The organism is Enterobacter sp. 50588862 (assembly GCF_001462935.1).
Taxonomy (GTDB): domain Bacteria; phylum Pseudomonadota; class Gammaproteobacteria; order Enterobacterales; family Enterobacteriaceae; genus Enterobacter; species Enterobacter bugandensis.
Map to the genome: position 1 here is coordinate 598,518 of NZ_LNHM01000007.1, position 14,492 is coordinate 613,009.

Here is a 14,492-nt window from a genome sequence, read left to right on the forward strand (position 1 = left end):
TGGAGTATACCCATACCAATAAAGGATTACCCCTAAATTGCCAACGGAGTATAGGTGAAGAAGCGGTGGTAGCAAGGAACCTTCAGTGCAGTGAAAAACCACGTCTTTTTTACCGAATTATCCTACTCACTAAGGATAACCCCTTTTTTTGCGCCGCAAATCCCCGCACTTTTCCTTTGATTTATATCAACTTACCGCCGCCCTAAAACCCTAATGTTTGCAGCATCATTCGAGAATCAGAGGTGTCTATGAGTCACTCATCCGCTCCCGAAAGGGAAAATGGTGCCGTTATTACAGAATGGCGTCCAGAGGATCCGGCGTTCTGGCAACAGCGCGGCCATCGTGTAGCAAGCCGGAATCTGTGGATTTCCGTTCCGTGTCTGCTTTTAGCGTTTTGCGTATGGATGTTGTTTAGCGCGGTCGCGGTAAACCTGCCGAAAGTAGGGTTTACGTTCACGACCGATCAGCTGTTTATGCTTACCGCATTGCCGTCGCTGTCTGGCGCGCTGCTGCGTGTCCCTTACGCGTTTATGGTCCCGGTATTCGGTGGCCGTCGCTGGACGGCGTTCAGTACGGGCATCATGATCGTCCCTTGCGTGTGGCTAGGCTTCGCGGTGCAGGATACCTCCACGCCGTTCAGCGTGTTCGTGATTATCTCCCTGCTGTGCGGTTTCGCCGGCGCTAACTTCGCCTCCAGCATGGCGAACATCAGCTTCTTCTTCCCGAAAGCGAAGCAGGGCGGCGCGCTGGGTATTAACGGCGGTCTGGGCAACATGGGCGTAAGCGTGATGCAGCTGATTGCGCCGCTGGCGATCTCTGTTTCTATTTTTGCCGCCTTCGGTGGCGGCGGCGTTGAGCAGGCGGATGGTTCTTCCCTCTACCTGCAGAACGCGGCCTGGATTTGGGTCCCGTTCCTGGTGGTCTTCACCCTCGCTGCGTGGTTCTTTATGAACGATCTGAGCGCGTCGAAAGCATCCCTGAGCGAGCAGCTTCCGGTGCTGAAGCGTGGACACCTGTGGGTGATGGCGCTGCTGTATCTGGCTACCTTCGGTTCGTTTATCGGCTTCTCAGCGGGCTTTGCCATGCTGTCGAAAACCCAGTTCCCGGACGTGCAGATCCTGCAATTCGCCTTCTTCGGTCCGTTCATTGGCGCACTGGCGCGTTCGCTGGGCGGCATGATCTCCGACCGTCTGGGCGGGACTCGCGTTACGCTGGTGAACTTTATTGTGATGGCAGTCTTCTGCGCGCTGCTGTTCCTGACGCTGCCTTCTGACGGGCAGGGCGGTAACTTCTTTGCCTTCTTCGGCGTGTTTATGGTGCTGTTCCTGACGGCCGGGTTGGGGAGTGCTTCCACCTTCCAGATGATCTCCGTGATCTTCCGCAAGCTGACGATGGATCGCGTGAAAGCGCAGGGCGGAAGCGAAGAGCAGGCCATGCGTGAAGCGGCGACGGATACGGCTGCGGCCCTGGGCTTTATCTCGGCTATTGGCGCAATTGGCGGCTTCTTTATTCCGAAAGCGTTCGGCATCTCGCTTGACCTGACCGGCTCTCCGGCTGGCGCCATGAAAGTCTTCCTCGTCTTCTATATCGCCTGCGTCGTGATTACGTGGCTGGTATATGGCCGTAATACCAAGAAAAACAAGTAAGTGTGATTATCCGTTAACGCGGCCTTCGGGCCGCGTTTTTTTTCGACTGAATAATAGTTACAACATACTGAAAGCTTTTACCGCAGTCATCTGCGGGTAACACTGTGATCGCCATCGCTTTGCAGGTATGTCTACCCCTTAATACCTGAGATGTTAAATTTTGCCGGGGTTATTGTACGACGAATAATAAATATCTTTATAAATCATTTATTTATTCGTTTTAAAAATATACCGCTTTGGTGGTATTTGGTCTAACCCCTCCTTTTACAGACCCTCTTCGTCTTGATCGTTATCAATTCTCCTCCTCTTTCAGGGCGTTACCTTCGCTGCAAATCAGCAATGTCGATTTAGAGAGCCACAGGCTCCATACAGGAGATACCCGATGAGCAAATTTTTGGACCGGTTTCGCTACTTCAAACAGAAGGGTGAAACTTTTGCCGATGGGCACGGCCAGGTTCTGGATACCAACCGGGACTGGGAAGACGGTTACCGCCAGCGCTGGCAGCATGACAAAGTCGTCCGTTCTACCCACGGCGTAAACTGCACTGGCTCATGTAGCTGGAAGATTTTCGTTAAAAACGGTCTGGTGACCTGGGAAATGCAGCAGACCGACTATCCGCGCACCCGTCCGGATATGCCGAACCATGAACCGCGCGGCTGCCCGCGCGGGGCCAGCTACTCCTGGTATCTCTACAGCGCCAACCGTCTGAAATATCCGCTGATGCGCAAACGCCTGATGAAAATGTGGCGTGAAGCGAAAGTGCAGCACAGCGATCCGGTTGATGCGTGGGCCTCTATCATTGAAGATGCCGACAAAGCGAAAAGCTTCAAGCAGGCGCGCGGTCGCGGTGGTTTCGTTCGTTCTTCCTGGAAAGAGGTGAACGAGTTGATTGCCGCCTCCAACGTCTATACCGTGAAGACCTACGGTCCTGACCGCGTGGCGGGCTTCTCGCCAATCCCGGCGATGTCGATGGTCTCTTACGCTTCCGGCGCGCGCTACCTGTCGCTTATCGGCGGGACCTGCCTGAGCTTCTACGACTGGTACTGTGACCTGCCGCCTGCCTCTCCGCAGACCTGGGGTGAGCAGACCGACGTACCGGAATCCGCCGACTGGTACAACTCCAGCTACATCATCGCCTGGGGCTCTAACGTGCCGCAGACCCGTACCCCGGACGCGCACTTCTTTACCGAAGTCCGCTACAAAGGGACCAAAACCGTTGCGGTCACCCCGGACTACGCGGAAATCGCCAAGCTGTGCGACCTGTGGCTGGCACCTAAACAGGGTACCGATGCCGCGATGGCGATGGCGATGGGCCACGTCATGCTGCGCGAATTCCACCTCGACAAACCGAGCCAGTATTTCACCGACTACGTGCGTCGCTACACCGACATGCCGATGCTGGTGATGCTGGAAGAGCGTGAGGGCTACTATGCCGCGGGCCGCACGCTGCGCGCCGCCGATCTGGTGGACGCGCTGGGCCAGGAAAACAACCCTGAGTGGAAAACCGTTGCCTATAACAGCAACGGTGAGCTGGTGGCGCCAAACGGCTCTATCGGCTTCCGCTGGGGCGAGAAGGGCAAGTGGAACCTTGAGCAGCGCAACAGCACCACCGGTGAAGAGACGGAGCTGCGCCTCAGCATGTTGGGCAGCCAGGACGAGATCGCCGAGGTTGGCTTCCCGTACTTTGGCGGTGAAGGTTCCGAGCACTTCAACAAGGTTGAACTGAAAAACGTGCTGATGCACAAGCTGCCGGTTAAGCGCCTGCAGCTGGCCGACGGTTCTACCGCGCTGGTCACCACCGTCTATGACCTGACCATGGCGAACTACGGCCTGGAGCGCGGTCTGAACGACGAAAACTGCGCAACCAGCTATGACGACGTGAAGGCCTACACCCCGGCCTGGGCGGAGCAGATCACCGGCGTACCGCGCGCGCAGATCGTTCGTATCGCCCGCGAGTTTGCTGAAAACGCCGACAAGACCCACGGTCGCTCGATGATCATCGTGGGTGCCGGTCTGAACCACTGGTATCACCTCGATATGAACTATCGCGGCCTGATCAACATGCTGATCTTCTGCGGCTGCGTCGGTCAGAGCGGCGGCGGCTGGGCGCACTACGTGGGCCAGGAAAAACTGCGTCCGCAGACCGGCTGGCAGCCGCTGGCGTTTGCCCTCGACTGGCAGCGTCCGGCACGTCACATGAACAGCACCTCCTACTTCTATAACCACTCCAGCCAGTGGCGCTACGAGACGGTTACTGCGCAGGAACTGCTGTCGCCGATGGCGGATAAATCCCGCTACAGCGGCCACCTGATTGATTTCAACGTGCGCGCTGAACGCATGGGCTGGCTGCCGTCTGCGCCGCAGCTGGGCACTAACCCGCTGCGCATTGCACAAGAGGCGAAGCAAGCGGGCATGTCACCGGTGGATTACACCGTCAAATCCCTGAAGGAAGGCTCCATCCGCTTCGCGGCAGAACAGCCTGAGAACGGCAAAAACCATCCGCGCAACCTGTTCATCTGGCGCTCCAACCTGCTGGGCTCGTCCGGTAAAGGTCACGAGTACATGCTGAAATACCTGCTGGGCACCGAGAACGGTATTCAGGGTAAAGACCTCGGCAAGCAGGGCGGCGTGAAGCCAGAAGAAGTGGAGTGGAAAGACAACGGTCTGGACGGCAAGCTGGATCTGGTGGTGACGCTGGACTTCCGTCTGTCCAGCACCTGCCTGTACTCCGATATCGTGCTGCCAACCGCCACCTGGTACGAAAAAGACGACATGAATACCTCGGACATGCATCCGTTTATTCATCCGCTGTCTGCCGCCGTTGACCCGGCGTGGGAATCGAAAAGCGACTGGGATATCTACAAAGACATCGCGAAGAAATTCTCCGAAGTCTGCGTAGGTCACCTGGGCAAAGAGACCGACGTGGTGACGCTGCCAATCCAGCACGACTCCGCTGCCGAACTGGCGCAGCCGCTTGACGTGAAGGACTGGAAAAAAGGCGAATGCGACCTGATTCCGGGCGTGACCGCGCCGCACATCATTCCGGTTGAACGTGATTACCCGGCAACCTACGAGCGCTTTACCTCCATCGGCCCGCTGATGGAGAAAATCGGTAACGGCGGCAAAGGCATCGCCTGGAACACCCAGAGCGAAATGGACCTGCTGCGCAAGCTCAATTACACCAAAGCAGACGGCCCGGCCAAAGGCCAGCCAATGCTCAACACGGCAATTGATGCGGCGGAGATGATCCTGACCCTGGCACCGGAAACCAACGGCCACGTGGCGGTGAAAGCGTGGGCGGCCCTGAGTGAATTTACCGGTCGCGACCACACGCATCTGGCGAAGAATAAAGAGGAAGAGAAAATCCGCTTCCGCGATATCCAGGCCCAGCCGCGCAAGATTATCTCCAGCCCGACCTGGTCTGGTCTGGAAGATGAGCATGTGTCCTATAACGCTGGTTATACCAACGTTCACGAGCTGATCCCATGGCGCACGCTTTCCGGTCGTCAGTCACTGTATCAGGACCACCAGTGGATGCGCGACTTCGGTGAAAGCCTGCTGGTGTACCGTCCGCCAATCGACACCCGCTCCGTAACCGCAGTTATGGGCGCGAAATCGAACGGTAACCCTGAGAAGGCGCTGAACTTCCTGACGCCGCACCAGAAGTGGGGTATCCACTCCACCTACAGCGACAACCTGCTGATGCTGACCCTGTCGCGCGGTGGTCCGATTGTCTGGATGAGCGAAGCGGACGCCAAAGACTTAGGTATCGAAGATAACGACTGGATTGAAGTGTTCAACAGCAACGGCGCCCTGACGGCGCGTGCGGTGGTGAGCCAGCGCGTACCGGCCGGGATGACCATGATGTACCACGCGCAGGAACGTATCGTGAACCTGCCGGGTTCAGAGATCACCGAGCAGCGCGGCGGTATTCACAACTCCGTGACCCGTATTACGCCGAAGCCGACCCACATGATCGGTGGCTATGCGCAGCTGGCCTACGGCTTTAACTACTACGGCACCGTAGGATCGAACCGCGATGAGTTCGTGGTGGTACGTAAGATGAAGAATATTAACTGGTTAGACGGCGAAGGTAATGACCAGGTACAGGAGAGCGTAAAATGAAAATTCGTTCACAAGTCGGCATGGTGCTGAATCTGGATAAGTGCATCGGCTGCCACACCTGTTCAGTGACCTGTAAAAACGTCTGGACCAGCCGCGAAGGTATGGAGTACGCCTGGTTCAACAACGTGGAAAGTAAGCCGGGCACCGGCTTCCCGACCGACTGGGAAAACCAGGAGAAGTGGAAGGGCGGCTGGATCCGCAAAATCAACGGCAAGCTGCAGCCGCGCATGGGTAACCGCGCAATGCTGCTGGGTAAAATCTTCGCTAACCCGCACCTGCCGGGCATTGAGGACTATTACGAGCCGTTTGATTACGACTACCAGAACCTGCACAACGCGCCGGAAAGCAAACACCAGCCGATCGCCCGTCCTCGCTCGCTGATCACCGGTCAGCGCATGGACAAAATTACCAGCGGTCCAAACTGGGAAGAAATTCTGGGCGGCGAGTTCGAAAAGCGCGCCAAAGACCAGAACTTCGAGAACATGCAGAAGGCGATGTACGGCCAGTTCGAAAACACCTTCATGATGTATCTGCCGCGCCTGTGCGAACACTGCCTGAACCCGGCGTGCGTCGCGACCTGCCCGAGCGGTGCCATCTACAAGCGTGAAGAAGACGGCATCGTACTGATCGACCAGGACAAGTGCCGCGGCTGGCGCATGTGCATCACCGGCTGCCCGTACAAAAAAATCTACTTCAACTGGAAGAGCGGTAAGTCTGAGAAGTGCATCTTCTGCTACCCGCGTATCGAAGCCGGTATGCCGACCGTCTGCTCCGAGAGCTGCGTAGGTCGTATTCGTTACCTCGGCGTGCTGCTGTACGACGCGGACGCGATTGAGAATGCCGCAAGCACCGAGAATGAGAAAGATCTCTATCAGCGTCAACTGGACGTATTCCTCGATCCGAACGATCCGAAGGTGATTGAGCAGGCGCTGAAAGACGGCATTCCGCAGAGCGTCATCGACGCCGCGCAGCAGTCTCCGGTGTACAAAATGGCGATGGACTGGAAGCTGGCTCTGCCGCTGCACCCGGAATACCGCACCCTGCCGATGGTCTGGTACGTGCCGCCGCTGTCTCCGATTCAGTCTGCGGCTGACGCGGGCGAGCTGGGCAGCAACGGCATTCTGCCTGACGTGGAAAGCCTGCGTATCCCGGTTCAGTACCTGGCCAACCTGCTGACCGCCGGTGATACCCAGCCGGTACTGCTGGCGCTGAAACGTATGCTGGCGATGCGCCACTTCAAACGTGCGGAAACCGTTGACGGCGTGAACGATACCCGCGCGCTGGAAGAGGTCGGCCTGACCGAAGCGCAGGCGCAGGAGATGTACCGCTATCTGGCAATCGCTAACTACGAAGATCGTTTCGTGGTGCCAAGCAGCCACCGCGAGCTGGCCCGCGAGGCCTTCCCGGAGAAAAGCGGGTGTGGCTTTACCTTTGGCGACGGTTGCCACGGGTCAGACAGTAAATTCAACCTGTTCAACAGCCGCCGCATCGACGCCATGGATGTGACCAGCAAAACGGAGCCGCATCAATGATTGAACTCATCATTGTTTCGCGTCTGCTCGAGTACCCGGATGCAGCGCTTGCGCAGCATCAACAGGAACTCTTTGATGCACTCGCGTCATCTGAAAACCTGGATAAAGAGGATGCCCAGCGGCTTGGCGTTTTCCTCCGCGATCTGCTGGCACGCGATCTGCTCGACGCGCAGGCGGACTACAGCCAGCTGTTTGACCGCGGGCGCGCGACGTCGCTGCTGCTGTTTGAACACGTTCACGGGGAATCCCGCGACCGCGGTCAGGCGATGGTGGACCTGATGGCTCAGTACGAGCAGCACGGCCTGCAGCTCGACAGCCGCGAGCTGCCGGACCACCTGCCGCTGTACCTGGAGTATCTGGCGCAGCTGCCGAAAGAAGAGGCGCTGGGCGGTCTGCAGGATATCGCCCCGATTCTTGCGCTGCTCGGCGCGCGTCTACAGCAGCGTGAGAGCCGCTATGCCGTACTGTTCGATCTGCTGGTGAAGCTGGCGAACGCCTCTGTAGACAGTGAAAAAGTGGCGGAGAAAATCGCGGATGAAGCCCGGGACGATACCCCGCAAGCGCTGGATGCGGTCTGGGAAGAAGAGCAGGTGAAATTCTTTGCTGACCAGAACTGCGGCGAGTCTGAAATCTCCGCTCACCAGCGTCGTTTTGCCGGCGCGGTTGCCCCGCAATATTTGAATATCTCTAATGGAGGACGGCACTAATGCACTTCCTGAATATGTTCTTCTTTGACATTTACCCGTATATCGCGGGCACCGTGTTCCTGGTGGGAAGCTGGCTACGCTATGACTATGGTCAGTACACCTGGCGTGCTGCCTCCAGCCAGATGCTGGACCGCAAAGGGATGCACGTCGCGTCTAACCTGTTCCACATCGGTATTTTGGGGATTTTTGCCGGTCACTTCCTTGGGATGCTGACGCCGCACTGGATGTACGAAGCATGGCTGCCGATTGAAGTGAAGCAGAAGATGGCGATGATCGCTGGTGGTGCCTGCGGCGTGATGACCCTGGTGGGTGGCCTGCTGCTGCTGAAACGTCGTCTGTTCAGCCCGCGCGTGCGTGCAACCACCACTGCAGCGGATATCCTGATCCTCTCCCTGCTGATGGTACAGTGCGCGCTGGGTCTGCTGACTATTCCATTCTCTGCGCAGCATATGGACGGCAGTGAAATGATGAAGCTGGTGGGGTGGGCGCAGTCCGTCGTGACCTTCCACGGCGGAGCGTCTGAGCACCTGGAGGGCGTGGCGTTTATCTTCCGAGTTCACCTGGTGCTGGGGATGACGCTGTTTGTGCTGTTCCCGTTCTCCCGTCTGGTGCATATCTGGAGCGCGCCGGTGGAGTACCTGACGCGCAAATACCAGATTGTGCGTGCCCGTCGCTAATTCAGCGTCTTGATACCAACCCCGCTTTCGCGGGGTTTTTTTTCGCCCCAGCCCAGGTTGTTGCCCGCTGCAGCAAACAGGATCAACGCGCCGCCCGCCAGCTGCGTCAGGTTCAGCGAGTGTCCGAACACCAGGTTATCGACAACGATCGCCACCACCGGATAGATAAACGACAGGGAGCCGGTAATGGGGGTGGGTAGCTTCTGAATCGCGCTGTAGAGCAGCTGATACATAATGCCGGTATGGACGATGCCGAGCGTCAGCAGGATCGGCCAGGGAAAATCACTGGAAAATGACGGCAGGCTGGCAAACGGCAGAAGCATAACGACGCCCGTCAGCACCTGAATAAAGGCAATATGCTGCGGTGCGATAGTTTTCAGTTTGCGCGCAATGATTGCCGTCAGCGCGTAGAAGAAGGCCGCGGCCATTGCCAGACCGATACCCGCCAGCCATTCAGTGTCGTGGGTGCCGGTCAGCTCGCTGGAGAGCAGTATCACCACGCCGCCGAAGGCGAGGAACAGCCAGCCCCATTTCACCACGCTGACGCGCTCGCCTAAAAACATCCCCATCAGGACCAGCATAAACGGCTGAGTGTTATAGACCACGGTCGAAAGACCAATAGAGATCCGCTCATAGGCTGCGAAGAGCAGCAGCCAGTTCACCACTAATGCCACACCGCCGAGAATCGCCAGCAGCAGCGTGGTGCGGGTGAGGGGGCTAAAGGGCTTTTGACTTACCCGGATAAAAATGAAAAGCGCTATTGCCCCAATAAGGCAGCGCCAGAACACCACTTCCGTCACCGGCAGACCGCTGAGCAAAACAAACGCGCCGATAGAGCCGGAAATTAACATCGCCAGACTCATCTGCCAGACGCCTTTATGTAAATCACGCATTATTCACCTCCTGATTAATAACGCTATTGTCGGAAATCGCTGTTGGGTTTTACAGGGATGAGATAAGGTTGAAGGTGTTAGCTGCTTTTTTAAATTAGGTGAAACGAGTGGAATACCTTATTGATGATATCGATCGGCAAATTTTAGCCTGCCTGGTTGAGGATGCGCGCATGTCGTTGAAGGTGCTGAGCGGCCGCATTGGCCTGACCTCACCCAGCACGGCAGAGCGTCTGAAGCGGCTGGAAGAGCGGGGCGTGATTCAGGGGTATGGCGCACGTGTGAATCTCGCGGCGCTGGGGTATACGCTGCAGGCGCTGGTACGGGTTCGCCCCTTACCGGGTCTGTTGCATAAGGTGGATAAGTACATTCAGGCGATGCCGGAGTGTATTGAGAGCGACAAGGTGACCGGGGAAGACTGCTTTGTGATTAGGCTGGTGGTGCGATCGATAGAACAACTGGATGCGCTGCTGGACGGGCTGGCGGAGCATGCCCAATGTAATACGTCGATTGTGAAAAGTTCGCCGGTGAAGCGTCGTTTGCCGCCAATGTAGTCGTCTGTCGTCGGGTGGCGGCTGCGCCTTACCCGGCCTACGAAGGCGGACTCGGTTCGATTTTGTTCGGGTTTTTTGAAGTGATGGTGGTGGGGGAAGGATTACTCGGCGCGTTGCGCCTCGCCCTTCGGGTCGTTGCCTGCGGCAACGCTTTCTCGCTGCGCTCGAATCGAACCTTAGTCGAAGCTTCTCATCCTTCCCCTTGCGGAAATACATGATGCACGGTGCGAGCAGAATGTTAAGTGTCATCTGAAAGTGATGGTGGTGGGGGAAGGATTACTCGGCGCGTTGCGCCTCGCCCTTCGGGTCGTTGCCTGCGGCAACGCTTTCTCGCTGCGCTCGAATCGAACCTTAGTCGAAGCTTCTCATCCTTCCCCTTGCGGAAATACATGATGCACGGTGCGAGCAGAGTGTTAAGTGTCGTTTGAAAGTGATGGTGGTGGGGGAAGGATTCGAACCTTCGAAGTCGATGACGGCAGATTTACAGTCTGCTCCCTTTGGCCGCTCGGGAACCCCACCAGGGGTAATTCAAATTTTGAGGTCGTGCTGAGAGATGGTGGTGGGGGAAGGATTCGAACCTTCGAAGTCGATGACGGCAGATTTACAGTCTGCTCCCTTTGGCCGCTCGGGAACCCCACCACGGGGTAATGCTTTTTTACTGGCCTGCTTCCTGCTGGAAGCGGGGCGCATCATATCAAATGAGACGCCCCTGTAAAGCTTTCCTTTAGGGAAAAGAAGCTGTTTGCCTGCTTTTTATCCGTAAAGGCGCAAAGCTAATCAATTCATTTTCCGAAAGATTAAAGAATGATGGTTCTGTTACCGTAGACAAAGACACGCTGCGCCAGCACCTGATACAGGGCACGACTCAACACGTTCTTCTCAACGTCACGTCCGGCGCGCATCATATCTTCTGCGGTGTAGGTGTGATCCACGTGAATCACGTCCTGCATGATGATTGGACCTTCGTCCAGATTGTCATTCACGTAGTGCGCGGTTGCGCCGATGATCTTCACGCCGCGCTCGTACGCCTGGTGATAAGGCCGCGCGCCAATAAAGGCCGGCAGGAACGAGTGGTGAATGTTGATAATCTTGTTCGGGAAGCGGGCGACGAAGGAAGGCGTCAGCACGCGCATATATTTCGCCAGCACCACGTAGTCCGGGTTATGCACTTCAATGGCAGCAGCCATCAGGTTGTCGTGCTCTTCACGGGTATGGCCTTCATGGCTCACCAGCTCAAACGGAATATCAAAACGCTCAACCAGCGTGCGCAGAGTTTCGTGGTTGCCAATAACAGCGGCAATTTCTACGTCCAGGCCACCGTAATTGGCCTTCATCAACAGATCGCCCAGGCAGTGAGCTTCTTTCGTCACCAGAATCACAATGCGACGACGGCCCGCAGGATTCAGCTCACGCACGGAACCGTCCGGCAGCGCGCTGTCCAGATCGGCCAGCAGGGTGGTGTCGTTGAAAATGCCTTCCAGTTCGGTACGCATGAAGAAGCGGCCGGTACGGTGGTCAACGAACTCGTTGTTCTGCACGATATTCAGTTCATGCTTGTAGCAAATATTGGTAATTCGTGCGATCAGCCCTTTTTGATCGGGACAGATAGTGCGCAGAACTTTACGTTGTAATGATTGCATCGCCGGGAAATCCTGTTTGTATTTGCGAAGTCTGGGTTGTCAGGCGTTAATGCCCGCAACACTTTTTGAATTTTTTTCCTGAACCACAAGGGCAGGTATCGTTACGACCAAACTGTGGACGCGTACCGTCAATATAATACCATTGCCCGCTCTCCTTTAAGAACCGGGAACGCTCGATAATGGCGCCAGGCCTGGCGTTCTCGGTAAAACGGGCAACAAAGCTGACAAAGCCTTCGTCGTGGTGGCTACCGGGTGAAGATTCAAACACGGTAAGCCCAAGCCAGTGGGTGTTGGCGAACCCGGCTTCGATCTCCTGTCGGAAATCGGCGGCGTGGCAGGACGGGTGCCAGGTTTTTATCAGGTAGTCTGCGTCTTTGATCACAAAAGCAGTATACCGTGAACGCATGAGGTGTGACGGATCCGGTGCAACCTGATTGCCAGAAAGATATCGCTGGCAACATAGGCTATACTCCAGAGCGCTACCACAGGGGCAGAGTTGAGACACGATTCTCTTCCTGGAACAAAAAATAAGGGCGTAAAACGCCTCGGGTAGCACTATGTTAACTGAGCAGTTGCGTTGACGCTATGTCAGGAATCCAGGGGAAGTCAAACAGGGCTAATGAGAAAGGTTAAAATTGGACTGGCGCTGGGATCAGGTGCAGCCCGGGGATGGTCTCATATCGGCGTGATTAATGCCTTAAACAAGATGGGCGTTGACGTTGATATCGTAGCAGGATGTTCAATCGGATCGCTTGTCGGCTCCGCCTACGCGTGCGGCAAGCTTCCGGATCTCGAAACCTGGGTGCGCTCCTTCAGCTATTGGGACGTGCTGCGTCTGATGGATCTCTCCTGGCAGCGCGGTGGGCTGTTGCGCGGCGAACGCGTCTTTAACCAGTTCCGCCGGGTGATGCCTCTCGAAGACTTTACTGACTGCCGGATGCCTTTCGGCGCCGTCGCAACCAATCTCAGCACAGGCCGTGAACTCTGGCTGACCGAAGGGGATATTCACCTTGCGGTGCGTGCTTCATGCAGTATTCCTGGGCTTATGGCGCCCGTGCCCCATAACGGTTACTGGCTTGTCGATGGTGGCGTCGTGAACCCGGTTCCCATCTCTCTGACGCGCGCCATGGGGGCGGACATCGTCATCGCCGTTGATTTGCAGCACGACGCTCATCTGATGCAGCAAGACCTTATGCCGGTCAATCTGCAGAGCGAAGATGCCGACGTTGAAAAGCTTGCCTGGCATGAACGCCTGCGCGGAAGAATTGGTCGCCTGGCCGCACGACGCTCGGTTGCCGCACCGACGGCCATGGAGATCATGACCACCTCAATTCAGGTTCTTGAGAATCGCCTTAAACGTAACCGTATGGCTGGCGATCCTCCGGATATTCTTATTCAGCCTTACTGTCCGCAAATCTCTACCCTTGATTTCCATCGGGCTGAGGCCGCCATCGCAGCGGGCTCGCTAGCCGTCGAAAAGAAAATAGACGAGTTGCTGCCGTTTGTGCGAACAGCACGTTAAGCACCTTTTTTGACTACTTCAGCAAAATCTGACAGGCGATAGTGCCGATAGCATGCCACTATTTAGTAACTGTCAGCCAGGGGAGGAACCATGACGCAGCCATTGGCCGGAAAACACATTTTGATTGTTGAAGACGAGCCCGTTTTCCGATCGCTACTGGATTCGTGGTTATCCTCGCTGGGAGCAAACACTTTACTGGCTGAAGATGGTGTCGACGCGCTGGAAAAAATGACCGGTATTACGCCCGATCTGATGATTTGCGACATCGCGATGCCGCGAATGAATGGGCTGAAACTGGTTGAACATCTGCGCAACGAGGGTGACCAGATGCCCATTCTGGTGATCTCCGCGACAGAAAATATGGCGGATATTGCCAAAGCATTACGTCTTGGCGTTCAGGATATTTTGCTGAAACCCGTCAAAGATCTGAACCGGTTACGTGAGACGGTATTAGCGTGCCTTTATCCAAATATGTTTAATTCCCGCGTTGAGGAAGAGGAACGCCTTTTTCAGGACTGGGACGCGCTGGTGAGTAATCCGCCAGCGGCGGCGAAATTGTTGCAAGAACTTCAGCCTCCCGTTCAGCAAACTATTTCCCACTGCCGCGTAAACTATCGCCAGCTGGTGGCGGCCGATCAGCCTGGGCTGGTGCTGGATATTGCACCTCTGTCTGATTCCGACCTCGCATTTTATTCTCTGGACGTAACCCGTGCAGGGGATAATGGCGTATTAGCTGCATTGTTACTTCGCGCACTCTTTAATGGATTATTGCAGGAACAGTTATCACATCAGGGACAACGGCTCCCTGAGTTAGGCAGTTTACTCAAACAGGTAAACCAGCTTTTTCGTCAGGCCAATTTACCCGGACAGTTCCCGCTGCTGGTTGGTTATTACCATAGCGGTTTAAAGAATCTTATCCTCGTTTCTGCAGGTCTCAACGCGTCACTGAATACCGGGGAACACCATATTCAGGTGAGTAACGGGGTGCCGCTTGGAACACTGGGAACGGCGTATCTAAATCAAATTAGCCATCGCTGTTCTTCCTGGCAGTGCCAAATTTGGGGTGCCGGGGGAAGGCTTCGCTTAATGTTGTCCACGGAATAAGCAATTGGATCTTAATTTTAAGATTGCTTTACCTGTGTTTTCTCGGGAGTGCTACTATCGCTGCCCAGATTCATGCGTATTTGTCCTAATTCAT

The 14,492-nt window shown here is 56.0% G+C and carries 11 protein-coding genes, 2 tRNA genes and 2 other RNA genes; 8 read left to right on the top strand and 7 right to left on the bottom strand.

Translation table 11 applies throughout. The annotated features are described in order from the left end of the window. Nucleotides 1-248 precede the first annotated feature (248 nt). The 5 genes from APT89_RS03245 (at nt 249) to narI (ending at nt 8,688) form a co-directional block, all read left to right on the top strand. Nucleotides 249-1,646, top strand: a complete 1,398-nt coding sequence (locus APT89_RS03245) for a NarK family nitrate/nitrite MFS transporter (RefSeq protein WP_041909590.1) — start codon at nt 249-251, stop codon at nt 1,644-1,646. Between the two features lie 382 nt (nt 1,647-2,028). Continuing rightward, nucleotides 2,029-5,772, top strand: a complete 3,744-nt coding sequence (locus APT89_RS03250) for a nitrate reductase subunit alpha (RefSeq protein ID WP_041909592.1) — start codon at nt 2,029-2,031, stop codon at nt 5,770-5,772. Beyond that, nucleotides 5,769-7,304, top strand: a complete 1,536-nt coding sequence (narH, locus tag APT89_RS03255; protein WP_028013444.1) for a nitrate reductase subunit beta — start codon at nt 5,769-5,771, stop codon at nt 7,302-7,304. Before APT89_RS03250 ends, narH begins: the two co-directional genes overlap by 4 nt. Further along, nucleotides 7,301-8,011 carry a nitrate reductase molybdenum cofactor assembly chaperone gene (gene narJ / locus APT89_RS03260; protein ID WP_045630577.1) on the top strand — a complete coding sequence of 237 codons (711 nt, stop codon included), beginning with the start codon at nt 7,301-7,303 and terminating at the stop codon, nt 8,009-8,011. The genes narH and narJ overlap by 4 nt, the downstream gene beginning before the upstream one ends. Beyond that, nucleotides 8,011-8,688, top strand: a complete 678-nt coding sequence (gene narI, locus APT89_RS03265; RefSeq protein WP_028013442.1) for a respiratory nitrate reductase subunit gamma — start codon at nt 8,011-8,013, stop codon at nt 8,686-8,688. Before narJ ends, narI begins: the two co-directional genes overlap by 1 nt. On the opposite strand, the gene APT89_RS03270 is transcribed toward narI, so the two are convergent. After that, nucleotides 8,685-9,581: a DMT family transporter gene (locus APT89_RS03270; protein WP_060571739.1), complete on the bottom strand. Its 897-nt coding sequence runs from the start codon at nt 9,579-9,581 to the stop codon at nt 8,685-8,687. The two genes, narI and APT89_RS03270, sit on opposite strands and share 4 nt — an antisense overlap. Nucleotides 9,582-9,688: 107 nt before the next feature. Here APT89_RS03270 and APT89_RS03275 point away from each other — a divergent pair, with 107 nt between their 5' ends. After that, on the top strand, nt 9,689-10,132 hold the full coding sequence (locus APT89_RS03275; protein ID WP_041909598.1) for an Lrp/AsnC family transcriptional regulator: 444 nt from the start codon (nt 9,689-9,691) through the stop codon (nt 10,130-10,132). 84 nt (nt 10,133-10,216) lie between these two features. Here the strand turns inward: APT89_RS03275 and APT89_RS03280 are convergent. From APT89_RS03280 to APT89_RS03305, 6 genes are all read right to left on the bottom strand, one after another. Continuing rightward, nucleotides 10,217-10,347: non-coding RNA, RtT sRNA (locus tag APT89_RS03280), on the bottom strand. 44 nt (nt 10,348-10,391) lie between these two features. Further along, nucleotides 10,392-10,522: non-coding RNA, RtT sRNA (locus tag APT89_RS03285), on the bottom strand. A gap of 44 nt (nt 10,523-10,566) precedes the next feature. After that, a tRNA-Tyr gene (locus tag APT89_RS03290) sits at nt 10,567-10,651 on the bottom strand. A 35-nt stretch (nt 10,652-10,686) separates the two neighbouring features. Beyond that, nucleotides 10,687-10,771: transfer RNA gene (locus APT89_RS03295), tRNA-Tyr, on the bottom strand. Between the two features lie 158 nt (nt 10,772-10,929). Next, nucleotides 10,930-11,772: a formyltetrahydrofolate deformylase gene (purU, locus tag APT89_RS03300; protein ID WP_041909600.1), complete on the bottom strand. Its 843-nt coding sequence runs from the start codon at nt 11,770-11,772 to the stop codon at nt 10,930-10,932. Nucleotides 11,773-11,818: 46 nt separating this feature from the next. Further along, nucleotides 11,819-12,277, bottom strand: a complete 459-nt coding sequence (locus APT89_RS03305; protein ID WP_060571740.1) for a YchJ family protein — start codon at nt 12,275-12,277, stop codon at nt 11,819-11,821. 114 nt (nt 12,278-12,391) lie between these two features. Here APT89_RS03305 and rssA point away from each other — a divergent pair, with 114 nt between their 5' ends. Both rssA and rssB read left to right on the top strand, forming a co-directional pair. After that, complete coding sequence (gene rssA / locus APT89_RS03310; RefSeq protein WP_028013437.1) at nt 12,392-13,294, top strand: patatin-like phospholipase RssA; 903 nt, start codon at nt 12,392-12,394, stop codon at nt 13,292-13,294. Between the two features lie 90 nt (nt 13,295-13,384). Further along, nucleotides 13,385-14,398 carry a two-component system response regulator RssB gene (rssB, locus tag APT89_RS03315; RefSeq protein ID WP_028013436.1) on the top strand — a complete coding sequence of 338 codons (1,014 nt, stop codon included), beginning with the start codon at nt 13,385-13,387 and terminating at the stop codon, nt 14,396-14,398. Nucleotides 14,399-14,492: the final 94 nt, after the last annotated feature.

What these genes read in the sequence shown, in the direction of transcription:
- rssA (WP_028013437.1), top strand. Translation starts at nt 12,392, where the DNA reads ATGAGAAAGGTTAAAATTGGACTGGCGCTGGGATCAGGTGCAGCCCGG.
- APT89_RS03270 (WP_060571739.1), bottom strand. Translation starts at nt 9,581, where the DNA reads ATGCGTGATTTACATAAAGGCGTCTGGCAGATGAGTCTGGCGATGTTA.
- rssB (WP_028013436.1), top strand. Translation starts at nt 13,385, where the DNA reads ATGACGCAGCCATTGGCCGGAAAACACATTTTGATTGTTGAAGACGAG.
- APT89_RS03245 (WP_041909590.1), top strand. Translation starts at nt 249, where the DNA reads ATGAGTCACTCATCCGCTCCCGAAAGGGAAAATGGTGCCGTTATTACA.
- purU (WP_041909600.1), bottom strand. Translation starts at nt 11,772, where the DNA reads ATGCAATCATTACAACGTAAAGTTCTGCGCACTATCTGTCCCGATCAA.
- narI (WP_028013442.1), top strand. Translation starts at nt 8,011, where the DNA reads ATGCACTTCCTGAATATGTTCTTCTTTGACATTTACCCGTATATCGCG.
- narJ (WP_045630577.1), top strand. Translation starts at nt 7,301, where the DNA reads ATGATTGAACTCATCATTGTTTCGCGTCTGCTCGAGTACCCGGATGCA.
- narH (WP_028013444.1), top strand. Translation starts at nt 5,769, where the DNA reads ATGAAAATTCGTTCACAAGTCGGCATGGTGCTGAATCTGGATAAGTGC.
- APT89_RS03250 (WP_041909592.1), top strand. Translation starts at nt 2,029, where the DNA reads ATGAGCAAATTTTTGGACCGGTTTCGCTACTTCAAACAGAAGGGTGAA.